The 21,585-nt window shown below is 73.3% G+C and carries 19 protein-coding genes and 1 tRNA gene; 13 read left to right on the top strand and 7 right to left on the bottom strand.

Annotation, left to right across the window (positions count from 1 at the left end):
- Positions 1 to 24: 24 nt before the first annotated feature.
- Complete coding sequence (locus ACS04_RS25535) at positions 25 to 798, bottom strand: ABC transporter ATP-binding protein (protein ID WP_048479111.1); 774 nt, start codon at positions 796 to 798, stop codon at positions 25 to 27.
- Positions 799 to 1,242: 444 nt separating this feature from the next.
- Between ACS04_RS25535 and ACS04_RS25530 the strand changes: the two genes are divergently transcribed.
- Positions 1,243 to 1,322, top strand: a tRNA-Leu gene (locus tag ACS04_RS25530).
- Positions 1,323 to 1,706: 384 nt separating this feature from the next.
- Positions 1,707 to 2,555 carry a Bax inhibitor-1/YccA family protein gene (locus ACS04_RS25525; RefSeq protein WP_048479110.1) on the top strand — a complete coding sequence of 283 codons (849 nt, stop codon included), beginning with the start codon at positions 1,707 to 1,709 and terminating at the stop codon, positions 2,553 to 2,555.
- A 133-nt stretch (positions 2,556 to 2,688) separates the two neighbouring features.
- Here ACS04_RS25525 and ACS04_RS25520 read toward each other — a convergent pair whose 3' ends face one another.
- Complete coding sequence (locus tag ACS04_RS25520; RefSeq protein WP_048479109.1) at positions 2,689 to 2,919, bottom strand: DUF4287 domain-containing protein; 231 nt, start codon at positions 2,917 to 2,919, stop codon at positions 2,689 to 2,691.
- A 106-nt stretch (positions 2,920 to 3,025) separates the two neighbouring features.
- Between ACS04_RS25520 and ACS04_RS25515 the strand changes: the two genes are divergently transcribed.
- Positions 3,026 to 3,391 (top strand): hypothetical protein, encoded by a 366-nt coding sequence (locus ACS04_RS25515; RefSeq protein ID WP_048479108.1) that lies wholly within the window; start codon positions 3,026 to 3,028, stop codon positions 3,389 to 3,391.
- Between the two features lie 46 nt (positions 3,392 to 3,437).
- Here the strand turns inward: ACS04_RS25515 and ACS04_RS25510 are convergent, their stop codons facing one another.
- From ACS04_RS25510 to ACS04_RS25500, 3 genes are all read right to left on the bottom strand, one after another.
- Positions 3,438 to 4,247 carry a hypothetical protein gene (locus ACS04_RS25510; RefSeq protein ID WP_063839304.1) on the bottom strand — a complete coding sequence of 270 codons (810 nt, stop codon included), beginning with the start codon at positions 4,245 to 4,247 and terminating at the stop codon, positions 3,438 to 3,440.
- Positions 4,248 to 4,612: 365 nt separating this feature from the next.
- The gene (locus ACS04_RS25505; RefSeq protein ID WP_048479106.1) at positions 4,613 to 5,833 is read right to left on the bottom strand and encodes an acetyl-CoA C-acetyltransferase; all 1,221 of its coding nucleotides are present in this window, start codon (positions 5,831 to 5,833) and stop codon (positions 4,613 to 4,615) included.
- A gap of 184 nt (positions 5,834 to 6,017) precedes the next feature.
- Complete coding sequence (locus ACS04_RS25500; RefSeq protein ID WP_048479105.1) at positions 6,018 to 7,079, bottom strand: SGNH/GDSL hydrolase family protein; 1,062 nt, start codon at positions 7,077 to 7,079, stop codon at positions 6,018 to 6,020.
- Positions 7,080 to 7,214: 135 nt separating this feature from the next.
- Between ACS04_RS25500 and ACS04_RS25495 the strand changes: the two genes are divergently transcribed.
- The gene (locus tag ACS04_RS25495) at positions 7,215 to 8,597 is read left to right on the top strand and encodes a cystathionine beta-synthase (RefSeq protein WP_048479158.1); all 1,383 of its coding nucleotides are present in this window, start codon (positions 7,215 to 7,217) and stop codon (positions 8,595 to 8,597) included.
- 318 nt (positions 8,598 to 8,915) lie between these two features.
- Here ACS04_RS25495 and ACS04_RS25490 read toward each other — a convergent pair whose 3' ends face one another.
- Positions 8,916 to 9,287, bottom strand: coding sequence for a hypothetical protein (locus tag ACS04_RS25490; RefSeq protein ID WP_048479104.1), 372 nt, complete (start codon positions 9,285 to 9,287; stop codon positions 8,916 to 8,918).
- Between the two features lie 161 nt (positions 9,288 to 9,448).
- On the opposite strand from ACS04_RS25490, the gene ACS04_RS25485 reads away from it, so the two are divergent.
- Positions 9,449 to 10,294: a MurR/RpiR family transcriptional regulator gene (locus ACS04_RS25485; RefSeq protein ID WP_048479103.1), complete on the top strand. Its 846-nt coding sequence runs from the start codon at positions 9,449 to 9,451 to the stop codon at positions 10,292 to 10,294.
- A gap of 19 nt (positions 10,295 to 10,313) precedes the next feature.
- On the opposite strand, the gene ACS04_RS25480 is transcribed toward ACS04_RS25485, so the two are convergent.
- Positions 10,314 to 11,675 (bottom strand): type III PLP-dependent enzyme domain-containing protein, encoded by a 1,362-nt coding sequence (locus ACS04_RS25480; RefSeq protein WP_048479102.1) that lies wholly within the window; start codon positions 11,673 to 11,675, stop codon positions 10,314 to 10,316.
- A gap of 104 nt (positions 11,676 to 11,779) precedes the next feature.
- On the opposite strand from ACS04_RS25480, the gene hutU reads away from it, so the two are divergent.
- The 8 genes from hutU to ACS04_RS25440 all read left to right on the top strand — a co-directional run bounded on the left by hutU (position 11,780) and on the right by ACS04_RS25440 (position 21,572).
- Complete coding sequence (gene hutU / locus ACS04_RS25475; protein WP_078865322.1) at positions 11,780 to 13,444, top strand: urocanate hydratase; 1,665 nt, start codon at positions 11,780 to 11,782, stop codon at positions 13,442 to 13,444.
- Between the two features lie 35 nt (positions 13,445 to 13,479).
- Positions 13,480 to 14,670 (top strand): allantoate amidohydrolase, encoded by a 1,191-nt coding sequence (locus ACS04_RS25470; RefSeq protein ID WP_048479157.1) that lies wholly within the window; start codon positions 13,480 to 13,482, stop codon positions 14,668 to 14,670.
- Complete coding sequence (locus tag ACS04_RS25465) at positions 14,661 to 16,001, top strand: formimidoylglutamate deiminase (protein WP_048479100.1); 1,341 nt, start codon at positions 14,661 to 14,663, stop codon at positions 15,999 to 16,001. The genes ACS04_RS25470 and ACS04_RS25465 overlap by 10 nt, the downstream gene beginning before the upstream one ends.
- Positions 16,002 to 16,024: 23 nt before the next feature.
- Positions 16,025 to 17,203, top strand: coding sequence for an imidazolonepropionase (gene hutI / locus ACS04_RS25460; protein ID WP_048479099.1), 1,179 nt, complete (start codon positions 16,025 to 16,027; stop codon positions 17,201 to 17,203).
- Between the two features lie 133 nt (positions 17,204 to 17,336).
- Positions 17,337 to 18,005, top strand: a complete 669-nt coding sequence (locus ACS04_RS25455) for an LPXTG cell wall anchor domain-containing protein (protein ID WP_048479156.1) — start codon at positions 17,337 to 17,339, stop codon at positions 18,003 to 18,005.
- A 17-nt stretch (positions 18,006 to 18,022) separates the two neighbouring features.
- Positions 18,023 to 19,066, top strand: coding sequence for a COG1470 family protein (locus tag ACS04_RS25450; RefSeq protein ID WP_048479098.1), 1,044 nt, complete (start codon positions 18,023 to 18,025; stop codon positions 19,064 to 19,066).
- 53 nt (positions 19,067 to 19,119) lie between these two features.
- Entirely contained in the window at positions 19,120 to 20,184 is a 1,065-nt protein-coding gene (locus tag ACS04_RS25445; protein ID WP_048479097.1) for a hypothetical protein, read from the top strand.
- Positions 20,185 to 20,198: 14 nt separating this feature from the next.
- Positions 20,199 to 21,572: a hypothetical protein gene (locus ACS04_RS25440; protein WP_048479155.1), complete on the top strand. Its 1,374-nt coding sequence runs from the start codon at positions 20,199 to 20,201 to the stop codon at positions 21,570 to 21,572.
- Positions 21,573 to 21,585 lie beyond the last annotated feature (13 nt).

The following is a 21,585-nucleotide window of genomic DNA, read 5'->3' as shown; positions in this document are numbered from 1 at the left end:
GCGGGGACGGGGAGGGAACGTCCCTCAGCTGGTGCGGCCCTTGGCGTCGAAGGCCTTCATGCGGTCCAGGACCGCGTCGGCGGTGGGGCTGAGGACCTCGTCGACGATGCGGCCGTCGGCGAGGAAGATGACGCGGTCCGCGTAGGAGGCGGCGACCGGGTCGTGGGTGACCATGACGACGGTCTGGCCGAGCTCGCGCACGGAGTTGCGCAGGAAGCCGAGGACCTCGGCGCCGGAGCGCGAGTCCAGGTTTCCGGTGGGCTCGTCACCGAAGATGATCTCGGGGCGGGAGGCCAGGGCGCGGGCCACGGCCACGCGCTGCTGCTGGCCGCCGGAGAGCTGGGTGGGGCGGTGGGAGAGGCGGCCGGAGAGGCCGACCATCTCGATGACGGTGTCCAGCCACTGCCGGTCGGGCTTGCGGCCCGCGATGTCCATCGGGAGGGTGATGTTCTCCAGCGCCGTCAGCGTCGGCAGCAGGTTGAACGCCTGGAAGATGAAGCCGATCTTGTCCCGGCGCAGCTGGGTCAGCTGCTTGTCCTTGAGGCTGCCGAGCTCGGTGTCGCCTATGCGGACGGAGCCGGAGGAGAAGGTGTCCAGTCCGGCGACGCAGTGCATCAGGGTGGACTTGCCGGAGCCCGAGGGGCCCATGATCGCGGTGAACCGGCCCTGGCCGAAGTCCACGGAGACGTTGTCCAGGGCGACCACCTGGGTCTCGCCCTGGCCGTACACCTTGGAGAGGCCGGTGGCCCGGGCGGCCACGGCCTGGGTGGTGTGCGGGGCGTAGTTCACGGTGGTCACGGGAGCGGCTCCTCGGGCTGCGGACCGGGGTGCGGTCTGCGGATGACGGGACGTTCCCATCGTCGCGGCGGGCACCCCCGCGGGGGATCAGCCGCGGTGCCCGTTCGCGGGCCCACTGGAGTCTGATCACGGGGCGGGCCGCCTCCTCCTCTGGTATGACGGCCGCCCCTGGGAGGAGTCCGGGGGCGGCCTGCGGAGGGTGGGGTGGCCCGGGGTGGCGCGAGGGGTGGCGGAAGGCCGCCGAGGGCCGTCGAAATCCCGTCAATCCCGTATAGCGACCGATCGCTGCCCGTAACGGGCCCACCGCGTGTTCTGTTGTCTGACGGCCTCTCAAGCGCCAATAAAATCAGACAACATCGGATAGACGACCCCCTGCTGACCAGGGAGATCCGGATAGGCTCGGCGCAGCGTTCAGTGCTTTTTGTACGGGAGCCGGTACGCCCTGCCCGGATGGTGGAATGCAGACACGGCGAGCTTAAACCTCGCTGGCTTAGGCCGTGCCGGTTCAAGTCCGGCTCCGGGCACGAGAACGTTCCGCACGCACGGGAACACGCGAACGGCGGGGGCGCCCAGGGGGCACCCCCGCCGTCCTGTTTCCCCAGCCTTGGCCGGTACGGCCCCCCGGTTCCGAGCTGGCGGAGGCGTGTCACCGGGGCGGGTGTCGAAATCATCTGGAACCTTTGGAATCGCGGCGCGGGGGCAGGTGTTCACTCCGCATGGTCCGCAGGTCGTCCAATTCGCCGAGGGCGTCTCGTCGAGGCCGTCGCCGGCGCGTCGTCGGCCGGCTCGGAGGGGCTTCCGGCTCCCGCAGGTGCTGGGCAAAGATCCTCCCTGAGCAGTAGGGTCAGATTTTTGCTAACGCATTACTCTTGATGCAAGGCCGCGCACGGTGGCCATGGAGGAGTGAGATGAGGAGCAGTAACCCGGTCTTCTCGCGACGGGGGTTCAGCCGCGACAACGGTGGCTACGCGGGCTTCGACGCGCAGCACCAGCAGGCCGGGGCCAACCCGTACGCGACGAATCCTTACGCCGCGGACACCACCACCAGCATGCCGCAGGCGCCCGCCCGCGCCGACGTGATGACCATCGACGACGTCGTGAGCCGTACGGCCATGACGCTCGGCACCGTCATCCTCACGGCGACGATCGCGTGGATCGCCATGCCCGTCGACCCGGCGAACGTCAACAAGTCGTACGGCATCGCCGTCGGCGCCGCGCTCGTCGCGATGGTCCTCGGGCTGGTCCAGTCGTTCAAGCGCAAGGCCTCTCCGCCGATCATCCTCGCCTACGCGGCCTTCGAGGGCTTCTTCCTCGGCGTCCTCAGCTCGGCCACCAGCACCTACTTCGGTGCCGGCGTGGTCATCCAGGCCGTGCTGGGCACGATGTGCGTGTTCGCCTCCGTGCTGTTCGCGTACAAGATGCGCTGGATCCGCGTCACCCGCCGCTTCTACGGCTTCGTGATGGCGGCCGCCATGGGCTTCATGCTGCTCATGGTCGCGAACCTGCTGTTCTCGGTCTTCGCGGGCGGTGACGGCCTCGGCTTCCGCAGCGGCGGCCTCGGCATCCTGTTCGGCATCATCGGCGTCGTCCTCGGTGCCTGCTTCCTCGCCCTCGACTTCAAGCAGGTCGAGGACGGCATCACCTACGGCGCCCCGCGCGACGAGGCCTGGCTCGCGGCCTTCGGCCTCACGGTGACCCTGGTCTGGATCTACCTGGAGCTGCTGCGCCTGTTCCAGATCCTCTCCGGCGACGACTAGTCGTACCGGCCGCCGACCCGTTTGGCGACGAGGGGAAGGCCCCGCGAGCTCACCGCTCGCGGGGCCTTCCCGCGTCTCGCAGGGGTACGGGGTCGGGGACGGAGGGGTCGAGGTCGGGGGAGGGTGCGGCCGGTCAGCCGAATTTGCGGGCCGCCCTGCGCAGGTCGTACTCGTGGATGATCGCCTTGGCCTGGCCGTACGAGAGTTCGTGCGCGCCGCGCAGCCAGCTGACCTTCTCCTCGAACCGGACGAGGGAGGGGCCGTCGTCCACGGTGCGGAGCCAGTCGGAGACTTCACGACCGGTCGTCAGGGGGATTCTGTCGATCATGTTGCGGTGGGTCTGCTCGGAGAACTCTACGGACATGGGCGCCTCCGGAGGTATCGCCGTGCTGTGCTGTTCTCTTCACGCCACCGTGCCGGAGAGTTCGCCCGTTGGCAATGGCGCCGCGGCGGCGCGTAAGGTCGGCCGGGTGCTTGATACTTCACCCCTGACCGCCGCCGTGGAACGTTTCGCCGACCGGCTGCGGGCCATGCCGCAGAGCCGTCTCCAGCAGGGGGCCGCGGCCCGGGCGCTGGAGCTGGCCCGGGAGCTCTCCGCACGGGCGCAGGCGCTGGAGGCGCAGAGCGGTGACGCGGGGGCGGCTCCGGCGCGGGAGATGCCCGACGCGGGGGTGTTCGTGGTCGGGGACCAGGTGGCGGTGGCCGGCCTGGACCTCGCGCAGGCGCTGCGCGCCGTCGCCGCCGAGGGGGCCCCGGAAACCGCGCAGGCCCCGTCCGTGATGCTGGACGAGGCCGTACGGCTGGTGGAGCGGGCGGAAGCCGGAGCGGCGCGCTGAGCTGCGCGCCGGGCGCCGCGCCGCACGGGGCGGCGCGGCGCGGGGGTCAGAGCGACGCGATGACGCGGTCCGCGAGGATGTAGACGTTGTCGTCCGGGTCCTGGCTGTCGCCGCAGGAGAAGGTCAGGGCGTAGGCGCCCGAGATGCCGGAGCCGCCCAGCAGGACCGGCGCGGTGCCCGAGCGCAGTGCCTCGGCGAGGCGCTCCGCCGTCTCCCGGTGGCCCGGGGTCATGCACAGCGTGGTGCCGTCGGTGAAGACGTACACGTCGAGCGTGCCCAGCGGGCCCGGGCGGACGTCCGCGAGGGCCGTACGGGCCTCCGCGAGCTCCTCCAGGCGCGAGACGGTGCGCTCGTGGTCGGCGCCGGGGGCCGGGGCCTGGGCCGGTACGAAGTCCGGGTGCGAGGGGTGGCGCCGGCGGGCGGCGGCCAGCTCGGCCGAGTCCTCGGGGTAGTCGTCGACGGCCTCGTCGCCGAGCACCGGCTCCAGACCCACCAGGTCGGCCTGGCGGGGCAGGAAGACGGCCGGGCCGTCCTCACCGAGGCCGGGCAGGCCACCGAGCAGCGAAGGCGCGTCGGCGGCGTCACGCGCCTCCTGTGCGGCCCAGAAGGCCCGCGCCTCGGCGAGCTCGCGCTCGCGCTCCTCGGCCAGGGCCTCGGCCACGGCGGCTCGTATCTCGGCGGCGGGGGACTGCACGGCACTGCGGGCGTGCGGGACGGTCGTGCCGCGGGTCTGGGCCGGCATCGCCAGCTCACCGCGGAGGGCCGTCACCTGCTTGCGCAGGCCGTGTACGGCGTGCAGCGCAGCAGCGCCCACGGCCGCGGCGGCAGCCGTGGTCAGCAGCAGGGCAAGAGACATGGCGCTCACTGACTAACTCCTGGTTGATTCGATCCCCCGACTTCCTACATCAGAGTGTCCTGACCTGGGAATGGCGTGCAGTGCATTACGTCACGAATTGGACAGGGCTTTGGTCACACGCGGCCCCTGCCAATCTGCCCTGACCTGCGGAAACACCAAACCCCCAGGGCGAAGGTCACATCCTGGGGGAAATTCGGTCACAGGTCGGCCGCGACGGGATTGGATTCGGTGTCAGTACGCCGCAAGGGATCAAGCGGATCCCTTGCGGCGCCTGGACGCTCGACCCGGCTCAGCCGGCCCGGCGCGGTCGGCTCGGCAAGGTCGACAGGTCGACAAGGTCGACAAGGTCGGCCGGGTCGGCAGGGTCAGCTCAGCCGCTCGATCACCATGGCCATGCCCTGGCCGCCGCCCACGCACATCGTCTCCAGACCGAACTGCTTGTCGTGGAACTGGAGGCTGTTGATCAGCGTGCCGGTGATGCGGGCGCCGGTCATCCCGAAGGGGTGACCGACGGCGATGGCGCCGCCGTTGACGTTCAGCTTCTCCAGCGGGATCTCCAGGTCGCGGTAGGACGGGATGACCTGGGCCGCGAAGGCCTCGTTGATCTCGAACAGGTCGATGTCGCCGACGGTCAGGCCGGCGCGCTTGAGGGCCTGCTTGGACGCCTCGACCGGGCCCAGGCCCATGATCTCGGGGGAGAGGCCGGTGACGCCGGTGGACACGATCCGCGCCAGCGGGGTCAGGCCCAGCTCCCGCGCCTTGGTGTCGCTCATGATGACCAGCGCGGCGGCGCCGTCGTTGAGCGGGCAGCAGTTGGCGGCCGTGACCAGGCCGTCGGGGCGGAAGACGGGCTTGAGGCCCTGGACGCCCTCCAGGGTCACGCCGGCGCGCGGGCCGTCGTCCGCGGAGACGACGGTGCCGTCCGGGGTGGTGACCGGGGTGATCTCCCGCTCCCAGAAGCCGTTCTTGATGGCGGCCTCGGCGAGGTTCTGCGAGCGGACGCCGAACTCGTCCATGTCCTGGCGGGTCACGCCCTTGATCCGGGCCAGGTTCTCCGCGGTCTGGCCCATCGCGATGTACGCGTCGGGAACGAGGCCGTCCTCGCGCGGGTCGTGCCAGGTGGAGCCCTCGCTCTGCGCGACCTCGGCCGTACGGGCCTCGGCCTCGGCGAAGAGCGGGTTGTGGGTGTCGGGCCACGAGTCCGAGTTGCCCTTGGCGAACCGCGAGACCGTCTCGACGCCGGCCGAGATGAAGACGTCGCCCTCGCCCGCCTTGATGGCGTGCAGCGCCATGCGGGAGGTCTGCAGGGAGGAGGAGCAGTAGCGGGTGATCGTGGTGCCGGGCAGGAAGTCCATGCCCATCTGCACGGCCACGATGCGCGCCAGGTTGTTGCCCTGCTCGCCGCCCGGGAGGCCGCAGCCGAGCATCAGGTCGTCGATCTGGCGCGGGTCCAGCTCGGGGACCTTGGCGAGGGCGGCCTGGATGATCGTGGCGGTCAGGTCGTCCGGACGCACGTCCTTGAGGGACCCCTTGAAGGCGCGCCCGATGGGGGAGCGGGCGGTGGAAACGATGACTGCTTCGGGCATCGGGGCTCCAAGGGGGGTGAGTTGCGGCTCGTTGCTGGACCGCAAGCGAAGTTACCGGCCCGTACGGTCGAGGTCACCGGCTTGGGCGTGTGATGCCGGTCGCTCCGCGGGTGGAACGCGCCGGGCCGGCCTCCTGTTCCGCCCCCCCCGCCTGCCCCCGGCCCGGCCGGGCCGGGGGGCCGCCTCAGCCCGGGTACGAGGTGTCGGCCCGGGGCGGGGACGTGGACGCCCCCCGCGAGGCCGGGGCGGATGCCAGGTCCTCGGCCGGGAGCCGCCGGCGGCGGCGGTGCTTGAGCAGGGCCCACGGGCCGCGGGCCGGGGTGACCTCCGTGCCCGCCTGCCCGGCGGCGGCCGACGCCGCCTTGGCCACCGGCAGCATGTCCTCGTCCCGCGCCACCTCCAGCCGGTCCGACTCCGGCCACAGCGACAGCGCCGCGCAGAGCGTGGGGAGCACGGCCATGGCGGCCGTCGCGTAGCCCTCGGCCGAGGGGTGGTAGGAGTCCGGGCCGAACATCTCGCGCGGGTTCGCCGCGAACTCCGGGCCCAGCAGGTCTCCCATGGAGACCGTACGGGCGCCCAGGGCGACGACGCCTATGGTCTGCGCGGCGGCCAGCTGGCGCGAGACCCGCCGGGCCAGCCAGCGCAGCGGCTGGTACACCGGCTCGATGGTGCCCAGGTCGGGGCAGGTCCCGACGACCACTTCGGCGCCCGCGAGCCGCAGTCTCCGTACGGCCGAGGTCAGGTGGCGCACCGACTGCGTCGGCGGCATCCGCCGCGTCACGTCGTTCGCGCCGATCATGATCACGCACACGTCCGGCGGCGGCAGTTCCCCGTCCAGGAGCAGCCCCGCCTGCCGGTCCAGGTCGTCGGACATGGCCCCCGACAGGGCCACGTTCCGCAGTTCCACCGGCCGCTCGGCCACCGCCGCCAGCCCCGAGGCCAGCAGCGCGGCCGGGGTCTGTCTGGCTCTGCGCACGCCGAGTCCGGCGGCCGTGGAGTCGCCCAGCATGCCCAGCCGCAGCGGCCCCGCGTCCGGATCCGGACCGGCCGCGACCAGCGCGGCGAACTCGCTCCCGTACAGCCCGTCCGCCCGCGGCGGATCGCCGAGCCCGGTGCCCACCGTCCGCTTCGCGAACTGGACCTCCGCCAGCACCAGCCCCACGGCGGCGACTCCGACCAGCCCGAGCCCGCCTCCGCCGTACGCCGCGCCCGCCGCGATCCGGCGGGCCGTCCTCGCTCTGGACACCCCTGGAGCCACCTTCCCTTCCTGCCGGGTCCCGATGACCTACCTGCCCCGTACTGCCGGTCGGCCAATCCCTTTTCCGCTTAGTCTGGCGTGACCTCCCGGAGAACCCGTGGAGTCCCCTCCCTGGAGAACATGGTGCAATTCCACGACTCGATGATCAGCCTCGTCGGCAACACCCCGCTGGTGAAGCTCAACCGTGTGACCGAAGGCCTGCAGGCCACCGTCCTTGCCAAGGTCGAGTACTTCAATCCCGGTGGATCCGTTAAGGACCGGATCGCCGTCCGGATGATCGAGGCCGCCGAGCAGAGCGGTGCCCTCAGGCCCGGAGGCACCATCGTGGAGCCCACCAGCGGCAACACCGGTGTAGGACTCGCCATCGTGGCCCAGCAGAAGGGCTACAAGTGCATCTTCGTCTGCCCTGACAAGGTGTCCATGGACAAGATCAACGTGATGCGCGCGTACGGCGCCGAGGTCGTGGTCTGCCCCACCGCCGTCGACCCCGAGCACCCGGACTCGTACTACAACGTGTCCGACCGCCTCGCGCGCGAGCCCGGCGCCTGGAAGCCCGACCAGTACAGCAACCCGAACAACCCCCGTTCGCACTACGAGACCACCGGCCCCGAGCTGTGGGAGCAGACGGACGGGAAGATCACCCACTTCGTCGCGGGTGTCGGCACGGGCGGCACGATTTCCGGTACCGGCAACTACCTCAAGGAGGTCAGCGGCGGGAAGGTCAAGGTCATCGGCGCCGACCCCGAGGGCTCGGTCTACTCCGGCGGCTCCGGCCGCCCGTACCTGGTCGAGGGCGTCGGCGAGGACTTCTGGCCGACCGCCTACGACCCGAACGTCACCGACGAGATCATCGCGGTGTCCGACAAGGACTCCTTCCAGATGACCCGCCGCCTCGCCAAGGAGGAGGGCCTGCTCGTCGGCGGCTCCTGCGGCATGGCCGTCGTGGCGGCGCTGAAGGCCGCCGAGGGGCTCGGCCCGGACGACGTGGTCGTCGTGCTGCTCCCGGACAGCGGCCGCGGCTACCTGAGCAAGATCTTCAGCGACGAGTGGATGGCGGGCCACGGCTTCCTGGAGGAGGCCGGCCCCGCCGCGCGCATCGGTGACGTGCTGAGCGACAAGGAGGGCGGCATCCCCTCCCTCGTCCACATGCACCCCGAGGAGACCGTCGGCGAGGCCATCGAGGTGCTGCGCGAGTACGGCGTCTCGCAGATGCCGATCGTCAAGCCCGGCGCCGGCCACCCGGACGTGATGGCCGCCGAGGTCATCGGCTCGGTCGTGGAGAAGGAGCTGCTGGCGGCGCTGTTCGCGAAGCAGGCCTCGCTGTCCGACCCGCTGGAGAAGCACATGAGCCGGCCGCTGCCCCAGGTCGGTTCGGGCGAGCCGGTGTCGGAGCTGATGTCCGTACTGGGCGAGGCGGACGCGGCGATCGTGCTGGTCGAGGGCAAGCCGACCGGTGTGGTCAGCCGTCAGGACCTGCTGGCGTTCCTCGCCAAGGGCGCGAAGTAGCCGCGCGACGGCGCCGTGTCGGGCCGTCGCACAAAAGGTACGGGCCCGTCACGTGACGGCAGCACCGGCTTAACACGGCTCCGGCACAGTGGTGGTTGTCGGCAGGGGGGGCAGACCTCCCGGCCGGCACCACCGAACGGCGTTGGCGTACTTCCGGAGCGGCTCCCGGACCGCGTGAACGCCACGGACGCGGACGGCCCTGACCCGGCCCGTGTCCTTCGCGGGGACCGCCGTCGTCCCGCCCCTCGCTCACGCGAGGGTGCGGCGGTCCCCGCGCTCACTCTTTCGCGGCCCGGTGTCATTCTCCCCGGTCCGGTGTCACTCGGCCCGGTCGCGGGGGCGCAGGCGCTTCGTGGCGTGGATGAAGTTCACGCCGAGTACGCCCGCCCAGGCGACCAGCAGGCCGCTGAGCCCCGCCTGCGCGGCGCCGATGGCCGACAGCGGGACCGCCAGGACCAGCGTGACGATGGCGAAGCCGAAGCGTTCGCCGAAACCGCCCTCCAGCGGGGACGGCCGGCCGGCGGGGCCGCCGCGCGCGGCGGCCAGGCGCTCCTCGGCCAGCCTGCGCCGGACCTGCGTGTCGACCTTCTCCACGAAGGAGTCCACGAGCGCGGCCTCGTAGTCCGGCCCCAGCTCGCGCCGGGCGTCCAACGTCGCGTCGAGTTCCTTCTTCAGCTCCTGGGACTCCATGCGCCCAGCGTAGGAGCGGCCGACGGCCGTGGCACGGGGGCTAGCCCCCGTATCCCCCGCCCTCCCGGGACGTCTCGCGGAGCGGTCCGCGGCTTGCCGTGCTGCATAACCGCATGCAGAGTGCTCCGTGACTGAATATCCACGGGGACGGAGGGGTCGGGATGAGCGACAGCCCGGCAGCGCGGCTGCAGAAGCTGTTCGAGGGGCACCGGCTGACGCCCACCCAGCGCCGGATCGCCCACTGCATGGTGCGCGGGGCGGCCGACGTGCCGTTCCTGTCGAGCGTGGAGCTCGCCGATCTGGCCGGGGTGAGCCAGCCGTCGGTCACCCGGTTCGCGGTGGCGCTCGGCTTCGACGGCTATCCGGCGCTGCGCCGGCACCTGCGCGAGGTGGCTCCCGCCGAGCGCGCCGCGGCCGCCGCGCACGAGGACGCGTACAACGAGTACCAGCAGGCCGTCCAGGGCGAGATCGAGAACCTGCGGCAGCTGTCGGCCATGCTCGCCGACCCCGCGCCGGTCGAGGAGGCGGGGCGGGTGCTGGCCGGGTCCCGTCCGCTGCCCGTACTGGGGCTGCGCGCTGCCTCCTCGCAGGCGCGCGGGTTCGCCTACTTCGCCGCCAAGGTGCATCCGGACGTACGGCTGCTCGACGAGGGCGGCTCCATGCTCGCCGACCGGATCGACGCGGCGGCGGGGGCGGGGGCCTCGGCGCTGCTGTGCTTCGCGCTGCCGCGGCACCCGCGGGAGGTGTCGGAGGCGCTGGACCACGCGCGGGGGGCGGGGCTGAAGGTGGTGACGGTCGCCGACTCGGCGTTCGCGCCGGTGGCCCGCTCCTCGGACCTGCTGATCCCGGCGCCGGTCGGCACGGGCCTGGCCTTCGACACGGCCTGCGCGCCGATGCTGCTGGGCCGGGTCCTGCTGGAGGCGATGGCCGACGCCCTCCCCGACGCCCAGGCCCGCCTGGAGGCCTTCGACGCCCGCGCCGCGGCGCGGGGGCTGTTCGTGGAGTAGCCGGGGGCCGGCTTCCGCGTCACAGGAGCGCGTCGCGGAAGTCGCCGCCCGCCTCCGCCACCAGGGACGCCGGAGACTGGGCGGGGCGCACCGGGGTGAAGCGGGTCACGCCGGAGGGCGTGGTCGTGAAGCCGTGGACCGCGGGGCGCGGGAGGCTGTTGTAGCCGTAGTGCGCCGTGAAGAAGTACGCGCCCGTGTCGGGGACGGCGACCAGGTCGCCCGGGGCCAGTTCGGGGAGTTCGCGGGCCGTGGCCAGCAGGTCGCCCGCGAAGCAGGCCGGGCCCGCGATGTCGTGGGCGACGGGCGGGCCCGCCTTCGGGGCGCCCTTCGCGTCGTACGGCAGGATCCGCAGCGGCCACGCCGCCGGGGCGTACACCGTACGGGTCGCCAGCTGGGCCCCCGCGTGCGTGAGCGCGATCCGGCGGCCCCCGGTGGTCTTCGTGTACTCGACCCGGGAGACCACCAGCCCGTGCTTGGCCAGCAGCGACCTGCCGAACTCCGTCACCAGGCCGTAGCGGCCGCGGAACAGGGCCGGGGCGGCCTCGCGCAGGGCCGCCACGTACTGCGCGTACGTCGGCGTCTCCTCGTCCGAGGCGAAGTTCACCGGCAGGCCGCCGCCGATGTCGAGGGTGTCGACCTGGCGGCGCCCGGCCGCCGCGTTGATCTCCTCGGCCAGGGCGTGGAGCTCGCGCACCCCCTCCGCGATCAGGGAGAGGGGGACGCCCTGCGAGCCGGAGTGGATGTGCAGCCGGGTCAGCCACGGGCGGTCGAGGTACGCGCGCACCAGCCACTCGCGGGCGCCCGGATCCCGGAGCGCGACGCCGAACTTCGAGGTCGCGGTGGCGGTGGAGAGGGCGTCGATGGTGCCCGCGCCCGTCTGCGGGTTGATCCGGATCCCGACCGGGGACCGGGTGGGGGCGCCCGCGACCAGCTCGTCCAGCCGGTCCAGCTCCTGGCGGTTGTCCGCGTTCACCGCGATCCCGAGGGCCAGGGCCCCGCGCAGCTCGGCCACCGTCTTGGCGGGGGAGTCCAGGACCGTCCGCTGCGGCTCCACCCCCGCCGCCCGGGCCAGCTCCAGCTCGCCCGGACCGGCCACCTCGCAGCCCAGGCCCTGCTCCGCCAGCAGCCGCAGCACCGGTACCAGCGGGCAGGCCTTCACCGCGAAGGCGTGCAGGACGGGGGTGCCGGGAGCCAGGGCGGCGGCGAAAGCGCCGGTCAGGGCGGCCGCCGAGGAGCGGATCCCGGCCACGTCCAGCAGGCAGACCAGGGGCTGGGTGCCCTCCGCCCCGCCCACCAGACCCTGTTCGACGGCGGCCCGTACGGCCATGTCCCGGCGCTTCGCCGCGTCCGGAGCGTCCATCGCGTGCATCTCGGCAGCCATGTCCGCCAGCCAATCATCCGGCGGGTCGGACCGCAGCTGTTGACTGAATCTATTCAGGAAGCCAGGATGTGAATAGATTGCCCAACATCGGAGGAGGCACCGCCATGTCAGGACCCCGCCCCGTACGTGCTGCGCGAGGCACCGAGCTCAGCACCCTGGGATGGCAGCAGGAAGCCGCCCTCCGGATGCTCCAGAACAACCTCGACCCCGAGGTCGCCGAGCACCCCGACAAGCTCGTCGTCTACGGCGGCACCGGCAAGGCCGCCCGCGACTGGCGCTCGTACGACGCGATGGTCCGCACCCTGCGCACCCTCAAGCAGGACGAGACGATGCTCGTCCAGTCCGGCCGCCCGGTCGGCGTGATGCAGACCCACGAGTGGGCGCCGCGCGTGCTCCTCGCCAACTCCAACCTCGTCGGCGACTGGGCCAACTGGGAGGAGTTCCGCCGTCTGGAGTCCCTCGGCCTGACCATGTACGGCCAGATGACCGCCGGTTCCTGGATCTACATCGGCACCCAGGGCATCCTCCAGGGCACGTACGAGACCTTCGCGGCCGTCGCCGCCAAGAAGTTCAACGGCACCCTCGCCGGCACCATCACCCTCACCGCGGGCCTCGGCGGCATGGGCGGCGCCCAGCCGCTGGCCGTGACGATGAACGACGGCGTCGCGATCTGCATCGACGTCGACCCGCGCGCCATCGAGCGCCGCATCGAGCACCGCTACCTGGACGTCAAGGCCGACGACCTGCGCCACGCCCTCCAGCTGGCCGTCGAAGCCCGCGACGCCCGCAAGCCGCTCTCCATCGGCCTCCTGGGCAACGCCGCCGAGCTGCTCCCGCAGATGCTCGCCGAGGGCGCCCCGATCGACATCGTGACGGACCAGACCTCCGCCCACGACCCGCTCGCGTACCTGCCCGTCGGCGTCGACTTCGACGACATGGCGGCGTACGCGGCCAAGGACCCGGCCGGCTTCACCACCCGCGCCCGCGAATCCATGGCCAGGCACGTCGAGGCCATGGTCGGCTTCATGGACGCCGGCGCCGAGGTCTTCGACTACGGCAACTCCATCCGCGGCGAGGCCCAGCTGGCCGGCTACGACCGCGCGTTCGCCTTCCCCGGCTTCGTCCCGGCCTACATCCGCCCCCTCTTCTGCGAGGGCAAGGGCCCCTTCCGCTGGGCGGCCCTGTCCGGCGAGGCCTCGGACATCCACAAGACCGACAAGGCGATGCTGGAGCTCTTCCCCGAGAACGAGTCCCTGCACCGCTGGATCAAGATGGCCGGCGAGCGCGTCCACTTCCAGGGCCTGCCCGCGCGCATCTGCTGGCTCGGCTACGGCGAGCGCGACAAGGCCGGCGAGCGCTTCAACGAGATGGTCGCCGACGGCACCCTCGCCGCCCCGCTGGCCATCGGCCGCGACCACCTCGACTGCGGCTCGGTGGCCTCCCCGTACCGCGAGACCGAGGCCATGCTCGACGGCTCCGACGCCATCGCCGACTGGCCGCTGCTCAACGCCATGGTCAACGTCGCCTCCGGCGCCTCCTGGGTCTCGATCCACCACGGCGGCGGCGTCGGCATGGGCCGCTCCATCCACGCCGGCCAGGTCACCGTCGCCGACGGCACCAAGCTGGCCGGCGAGAAGATCCGCCGCGTGCTCACCAACGACCCCGGCATGGGCGTCATCCGCCACGTCGACGCGGGTTACGACATCGCCGAGACGGTGGCGGACGAGCGCGGCGTCCGCGTCCCCATGCGCGAGGGCGACGACGCGTGAGCGACAACCCCGCCGGGGCGGCCTCGTTCCACACCATGTGGAACGAGCTCGCCCCCATCGGCCGCCACGCCGAGTCCGGCGGCTACCGCCGCCACGCGTGGACCGGGGCCGACGCCGACTGCCGGACCTGGTTCCAGGCCCAGGCCGAGGCCCGCGGCCTCGCGTACGAGACCGATCGCAACGGCAACCAGTGGGCCTGGCTCGGCGACCCCCTCGCCGGTGACGCCGTCGTCACCGGCTCCCACCTGGACTCCGTGCCCGACGGGGGCGCCTTCGACGGCCCCCTCGGCGTGGTGTCCTCCTTCGCGGCCCTGGACGAACTCCGCAGGAGGGGCGCGGAGTTCGCCAGGCCACTGGCCATCACCAACTTCGGCGACGAGGAAGGGGCCCGCTTCGGCCTCGCCTGCGTCGGCTCCCGGCTGGCCGCCGGACAGCTGACGAAGGAGAAGGCGTACGAGCTCCGCGACGCCGACGGGATCAGCCTGCCCGAGGCCATGGAGGCCGCCGGGTACGACCCCTCGGCCATCGGCGCCGACCCCGAGCGCCTCGCCCGTATCGGCGCCTTCGTCGAGCTCCACGTCGAGCAGGGCCGGGCCCTGGACCTCTCCGGCGACCGCGTCGGCATCGCGTCCGCGATCTGGCCGCACGGCCGCTGGCGGTTCGACTTCCGCGGCGAGGCCAACCACGCCGGGACCACCCGTCTCGTGGACCGCCGCGACCCGATGCTGACGTACGCCTCGACCGTCCTGGCCGCCCGGACCGAGGCGGCCCTCGCCGGGGCCGTCGCCACCTTCGGCAAGATCTCCGTCGAGCCGAACGGCGTCAACGCCATCCCCTCGCTGGTACGCGGCTGGCTCGACTCCCGCGCCGCCGACCAGGCGACGCTGGACACCGTGGTCACCGCCATCGAGAAGGCCGCCCGCGAGCGCGCCGACCAGGACGGCATCGACCTCGCCGTCGTCCGGGAGTCCTTCACCCCGGTCGTCGAGTTCGAGCACGCGCTGCGCGACGAGATGAACCGGATCCTCGGCGGCTCCATCCCCGTCCTCGGCACGGGGGCGGGACACGACGCCGGAATCCTCTCCGCCGCCGTCCCGACCGCGATGCTGTTCGTACGGAACCCGACCGGGGTCTCCCACTCGCCGCGGGAGTTCGCCGCCGAGGACGACTGCGTGGCCGGCGTCCTCGCGCTGGCCGACGTACTGGAAGGACTGGCCTGCCGGTGAAGACGTACTGGTTGGAACACGCCTGGCTCGGCACGCACGTCGAGCCGGGCGTGGCCCTCGAGACGGGCTCCGACGGGCGGATCGCCTCCCTGCGGACCGGGGTCGAGGCCCCGCCGCCGGGGGCGGAGGTACTGCGCGGCCTGACCGTGCCGGGCCTGGCCAACGCCCACTCGCACGCCTTCCACCGGGCGCTGCGCTCCCGCGTCCAGGTCGGTTCCGGGACCTTCTGGACCTGGCGCGAGTTCATGTACACGGTCGCCCAGAACCTCACCCCCGACACGTACTTCGCGCTCGCCCGGGCGGTGTACGCCGAGATGGCGCTGGCCGGCATCACCAACGTCGGCGAGTTCCACTACGTGCACCACGCCCCGGGCGGCGCCCCGTACGCCGACCCCAACGCGATGGGCGAGGCCCTGATCGAGGCGGCCGCGGCGGCGGGCATCCGGATCACGCTGCTGGACACGGCGTACCTGTCCGCGGGCTTCGGCAAGGCCCCCGACCACCACCAGCTGCGGTTCTCCGACGGGACGGCCGAGGCGTGGGCGGAGCGGGTCTCGGCCCTCAAGCCGCGCGGGCACGCCCTGATCGGGGCGGCGGTCCACTCAGTGCGCGCCGTACCGGCGGACCAGCTGGGCACCGTCGCCCGCTGGGCCGGGGAGCGGCAGGCACCCCTGCACGTCCACCTCTCGGAGCAGACGGCCGAGAACGAGGCCTGCCAGGCCGCACACGGGCGCACCCCGACCCAGCTGCTCGCCGACCACGGCGTGCTCGGCCCGCGGACCGTCGGCGTCCACAACACGCACCTGACGGACGGGGACATCGCGCTGCTCGGCGGCACGACCACCGGCACCTGCATGTGTCCCACGACGGAACGGGACCTGGCCGACGGCATCGGCCCGGCCGTCCGGCTCCAGCACGCGGGCAGCCCGCTCTCGCTCGGCAGCGACAGCCACGCGGTGATCGACCTCCTGGAGGAGGCCCGCGCGATGGAGCTCAACGAACGGCTGCGCAGCCGCACCCGGGGACACTGGACGGCGAACGCGCTGCTGACGGCGGCGACGGCGGACGGCCACACGGCGCTGGGTCTGGCCGACGCGGGCCGCCTGGAGGCGGGCGCGCTCGCGGACTTCACCACGATCGCGCTGGACTCCGTCCGTACGGCGGGTCCGCTGCCGCGCCTCGGCGCCGAGACGGCCGTCTTCGCCGCCACGGCCGCCGATGTCCGCCACACGGTGGTGGGCGGCCGTCACATCGTCCGCGACGGATCGCACACCCTGGTCCCGGACGTCGCGTCCGCCCTGTCCGAGTCGATCGCAGCCGTCCGCGGCTGACGTTCCCGTTCCCGGAGGGAACCATGTCCACCACCCTCGTCACCAACATCGGCGCTCTCGTCACCAACGACCCCGCGCTGGGGGACGGCAGCCCGCTGGGGCTCGTCCGGGACGCGGCCGTCGTCATCGACGGCGAGACCGTCGCCTGGGTCGGCCCCGCCGGCCGGGCCCCGGCCGCCGACTCCGCGTTCGACGCGAGCGGCCGGGCGCTGATCCCCGGCTTCGTCGATTCCCACTCCCACCTCGTCTTCGCGGGCGACCGCACCGCGGAGTTCAACGCCCGCATGTCCGGGCGGAGCTACTCCGCGGGCGGCATCCGGACCACGGTGGCCGCCACCCGCGCCGCCACCGACGCCGAGCTCGAAGCCAATCTCGTCCGGCACCTCGACGAGGCCCGCCGCCAGGGCACCACCACCTTCGAGACCAAGTCCGGCTACGGCCTCACCGTCGAGGACGAGGCCCGCGCCCTGCGCATCGCCGCCGCGCACACCGAGGAGGTCACCTACCTCGGCGCGCACATCGTCTCCCCCGACTACGCCGAGGACCCGGCGGGCTACGTCGGCCTCGTCACCGGCGAGATGCTCGCGGCCTGCGCCCCGTACGCCCGCTGGGTCGACGTGTTCTGCGAGAAGGGCGCCTTCGACGGCGACCAGGCCCGCGCGATCCTCACCGCAGGCGCCGCCGCCGGGCTGATCCCGCGCGTCCACGCCAACCAGCTCTCGTACGGCCCGGGCGTGCAGCTCGCCGTGGAGCTGGAGGCCGCCTCCGCCGACCACTGCACCCACCTCACCGACGCCGACGTCGACGCCCTCGTCCAGGCCGCCGGCACCACCGTCGCCACGCTGCTGCCCGGCGCCGAGTTCTCCACCCGCGCCCAGTGGCCCGACGCCCGCCGCCTGATCGACGCGGGCGCCACCGTCGCACTGTCCACCGACTGCAACCCCGGCTCCTCGTACACGAGCTCCATGCCCTTCTGCATCGCCCTCGCCGTACGGGACATGCGGATGACCCCGGACGAGGCGCTCTGGTCCGCCACCGCCGGCGGCGCCCGCGCCCTGCGCCGCACCGACATCGGCCGGATCGCCCCGGGGGCCCGCGCCGACCTGGCCCTCCTGGAGGCGCCGAGCCATGTCCACCTGGCCTACCGGCCGGGCGTTCCGCTGGTTTCGGCGGTCTGGCGCAAGGGCGTCCGCGCGCACTGACGAAGGGTCAATCCGGGCCTGTCCTTTGTCTTCCCTCCGCAAGGCCCCGGGCGTACCTTGAGCCACCGATCCCGATCTGATGAGCCGTCAGGAATTGGCCGTCAGGAACCCGTGGCCCGAGGGGAAGACGAAGGTGTCCGACCGGAAACGCTCCACCGCGCTCGCGCTGGCCTCCGCGCTGGGCGCAGCGGCGGTCCTGCTGGCCGCCCCCGCGGCCCATGCGGACGTCGTCGACGTCGCGTACGACTGCAAGACCCCCATCGGGGACAAGTCGGCGGTCTCGCCCATCGACATCAAGGCCGTCAAGGACGGCGGCGGGTACAAGCTGACGATGTCCTTCCAGAAGGGCGTCTCCTCCAGCCCCGTCGAGCTCGGCAAGGGGGCCATGAGCCCCAGCGCCGTCATCCTCGTCGGCGGGGCCGAGAAGGCGTCCGTACCGGTCTCGGGAGCGCCCAACCCCGAGGCCGTGCCGGCCAACACCCCCATCAAGATCACCGATCTCTCGGGCACCTACACCCCCCGGAAGAGCGGCAAGGTCACCTTCACGGCGGGCGTGCTCACCATCAAGGCGCTGGGGACCACGACCACCTGCACCCCCGGCAACAGCCCCCGGCCCTCCCTGGAGCTGGACGCGACGGGCGCGGGCCCGTCCGGGGGCTCCGGGGGCGCGGAGGACACCCTCCCGCAGACCGGACCCGCCGACTCCGCCCTCGCCCTCGGCACCCTCGGCGCCACCGTGCTCCTCACCGGCGCCGCCGGCGTGCTCTGGCTGACCCGGCGCGGCCAACGGGCCCGGTCCTGAACGGAGCGCACCCGGCCATGCCCGTGCTCCGCACCCCCGCGCACACCGCCGGCCGGCGCCCGTGCACCGCGTTGCTCGCCGCGGTCCTGCTGCTCGGGGCCGGTGGCGGCGCCGCGCTCACCACCGCCACCGCCGCCCACGCCGAGGAACCCGGCTGGACGGCCGGGCCCGCCGCGGGCGGCGCCGGGCCGGCGCGCCCGTACTTCTACCTCGCGGGCCCGCCCGGCACCGTCCTGGAGGACCGGCTGGCCCTGACCAACACCTCCGACCGCGAGCACACCGTCACCCTGCGCGGGGCCGACGCCTACAACACGGCGGACGGCGCCCTCGCCGTGAGCCCGGCGGCGCCGCCCGCGGCCGCAGCCGGCCGCGGCGGCGCGGCCCCCGGCGCCGGCTCCTGGATCAGCTTCGGGCCGGCCGGCATCGTGAGGATCCCGCCCCGCACCCGCGCGGTGGTCCCCTTCACCGTCACCCTCCCGCCCGCCTCCCCGCCCGGCGACCACCCGGCCGCCGTGATCGCCTCCGAGGACGGCCGCGAGGCGGGCGTACGGATCCACCTGCGCGTCGGCGGCCCGACGCTGGCCGCCCTCACGGTCGAGGACGTCTCCGTACGCGGCGAGGGCGCCCGCGCGGTCGTCGCGTACACCCTGGTCAACCGGGGCAACGTGGCCCTGGTCCCGGAATTGGCCCTGCGCGCCGAGGGCCTCTTCGGCGAGGTACCGGGCCGCGCCGCCCGCCCCCTGCCCGTGGAACTGCTCCCCGGCCGGCGGGTGTCGCTGACCGAGCCCTGGCCCGGGGCCCCGGTCCTCGACGCCGTCGACCTCACCCTCACGGTCACCGCGCCCGGCGCGGCCCCGGCCACCGCCCGTGCCTCCGCCTGGTTCGTGCCCTGGGGGATCGCGGCCCGTGTCGGCGCCGGGCTGCTCGGCCTCGGCGGGGTGGGCCTGGCCGCGCTGCTCCTCGTACGCAAGCGGCGGCGCGGCGGGCCGGCGACGGACGCGGAGCCCGTACCCGCGGGGGAGCGGGCACCGGACCACGAGCTGACGGGAGCGTCCAGGTGAGCGGAAGAGTCGGCGGGACGGCAGGCGGGACGGGCGGCGGAGGGGTCCGCGGCATGGTCGTGGCGTGCCTGGCGACGGGGCTGGCGCTGTGCGCCCTGATCCTCCTCCCGGCTCCGGCGGCGCTCGGCGCCGAGGACCGGCCCGCCGTGGCGCTCTCGCTCCAGGAGGCCCCGAAGGGCACCGAGATCACCGTCACCGGCACCGGCTGGCACGCCAAGACCCTGGTGATGCTGCTGGTCTGCGGACAGAACATGATCGGCGGCACCAACAGCTGCGCCAACGCCGAGGGGGCCGCGGTCTCGGTCGGCGACGACGGCCGCTTCGCCGCCCGGCTGGCCGTCGCGGCGCCGCCCAAACCGTGCCCCTGCGTCGTCAACGTCACCTCCGTGGGCGGGGACCAGGCCACCGTCGCCGCGCCGCTGAAGATCACCGACCACCCCGTGGCCGAGCTGCCCGCCGAGTCCGGCTCGGCGCGCCTGGCCATGCTCAGCGGGGTCCGGCTGGAGGGCGAGGACGGGGTGCTGACCTGGTTCGGGGCCCCGCCCACGCGGAAGTTCACGGTCACCGTCGGCAACCTCGGTTCGGCCCCGGTCAAGGACCCCGTCTTCCGGCTCGGCACCGCCCACGGGGTGTTCGCGCCGCTGTGGGAGGAGGTCCGGTGGAAGGGCACGATCCCGCCGGGCGGCAAGGCGGAGGTCCGGCTGGACGTCAGCCTTGCCGCGGGCGCGCACGGGGACTACACCGTCTCCCTCAAGTACGGGGACACGGTCGTGGCCACGCAGCCCTGGGGCGTGGACCGCCCGTACGGGGTGCTGCTGTTCTGGGGCCTGCTCCTGCTGGTGGTCCCGGCCGCGGTCTTCCGCATCGGCATGGCCGTCGTCGACAGGGTCCGGCCGCGCACCGACGCGGCGGCCACCGGCCGCCACCGGGGCGCGAGCGCCCCGGAGCCGGGCGGCCCCCTCGGGGCCGGACCGGCGCCCGACCCGGGCTCCCCCCGGGCCACCACGGCGGTGCTGCCGTGGTTCACCCCGGACAGCGCGCCGGGGCCGAGGAACCCCCACGTACCACAGGCGTCCGCACCGTCTGAGAACAGTCCGACGACGAAAGGACCTTTGTGAAGACCCAACGGAGGGTGAGCGCGGCCGTGATCGCGTTGCTGCTCGGCGGCGCCGGCGTCGCCATCGCGGCCGGTCCCGCCCAGGCGGCCGAGACCAAGTTCAACGTCAAATGCGTGCCGCCGGCGGGCGGCGGCGACCCGGTGGAGGGCGAGACCACCGCCAAGGTCACCGCCCCGGCGTCGGCGAAGGTCGGCGACGAGGTCGACGTGTCCTGGGAGACCGTGAAGCCGGCCTCGAACAACACGGACCTGATGGACATCCCGCAGGACTCGGTCCAGCCCACCGGCTGGATCACGGTGGGAGGCGGGGGAGGCGAGCTGAAGGTCGTCGGGGAGAAGAAGAACCCGCCGATCCCCAAGAAGGCCCCCATGCAGATGTCGACGATGAAGGGGAAGCTGAAGCTCACCAAGGCCGGCAAGATCACGCTGACCCCCGGCAAGTACGACGTCGCGGTCACCTTCTCCTTCGGCACGTTCGTGACCAAGTGCGCGCCCACGGGGGCCGTGGGCGTCGGCGCCACCATCGACGTGTCGCCCGGCACCAGCGGCGGCACGACGGCCGGCACGACGAGCGGTACCACCGCCGGTACGACGAGCGGTACGACGTCGGGCACGACCAGCGGCACCACCGCCGGGTCCACCGCGGGATCCACGGCCGGGTCCACGGCGGGGTCCACCGCCGGGTCCACGGCGGGGTCCACCGCCGGATCCACGGCGGGGTCCACCGCCGGATCCACCACCGGGGGCGGTGGCGGCCAGACCGACTTCCCCGGCAAGCCCGTCGAGGTCGCCTTCGACTGCGGTCCGGTCGTCCCCGGCGGCATCAAGACCCCGGTCACGATCAACGCCAAGAAGAACGGCGGCGGCTACGACCTGACCGTCAAGACCGCCAAGGGCGCGATGGCCAGTCCGATGGCCCTGCCGGCGGGCGCCCTCAAGCCCTCGATGAACATCAAGCTCGGCGGCGCCGACAGCGGCACGGTCAAGGTCTCCGGCCCGGCCAACGCCGAACCGATCCCGGACAAGGCCCCGGTCAGCCTCAGTGACATGACCGGCACCTACAAGCCCGGCAAGACCGGCAAGGTCACGCTGAGCCCGGACCAGCTCACGATCGACGTCACGATGGCCCCCGGGGCCACGCCGATCAACGTGCCCTGCAAGGCGGCCAGCAGCGGCGTCTCGCTGGAGCTCGACACCACCGCCCAGGAGGGCGGCTCCGGCTCGCCGGCCACCACCGGCTCCACCTCCGCCTCGGGCGGCCTCGCCGAGACGGGAGCCGAGGACGGGGGCGGCATCAAGGCCCTGGCCCTGGTCGCCGGCACGGTGATCCTGCTCGGCGGCGCCGTCTTCACGTTCACCCCGTGGCGCCGCCTGCGCGGCACGAGGTAACCGGCGGGGGCGG

Origin of the sequence: Streptomyces roseus (genome assembly GCF_001044425.1) — a bacterium.
Taxonomy (GTDB): Bacteria; Actinomycetota; Actinomycetes; order Streptomycetales; family Streptomycetaceae; genus Streptomyces; species Streptomyces roseus.
This window is presented reverse-complemented; position numbering and strand designations above follow the sequence as displayed.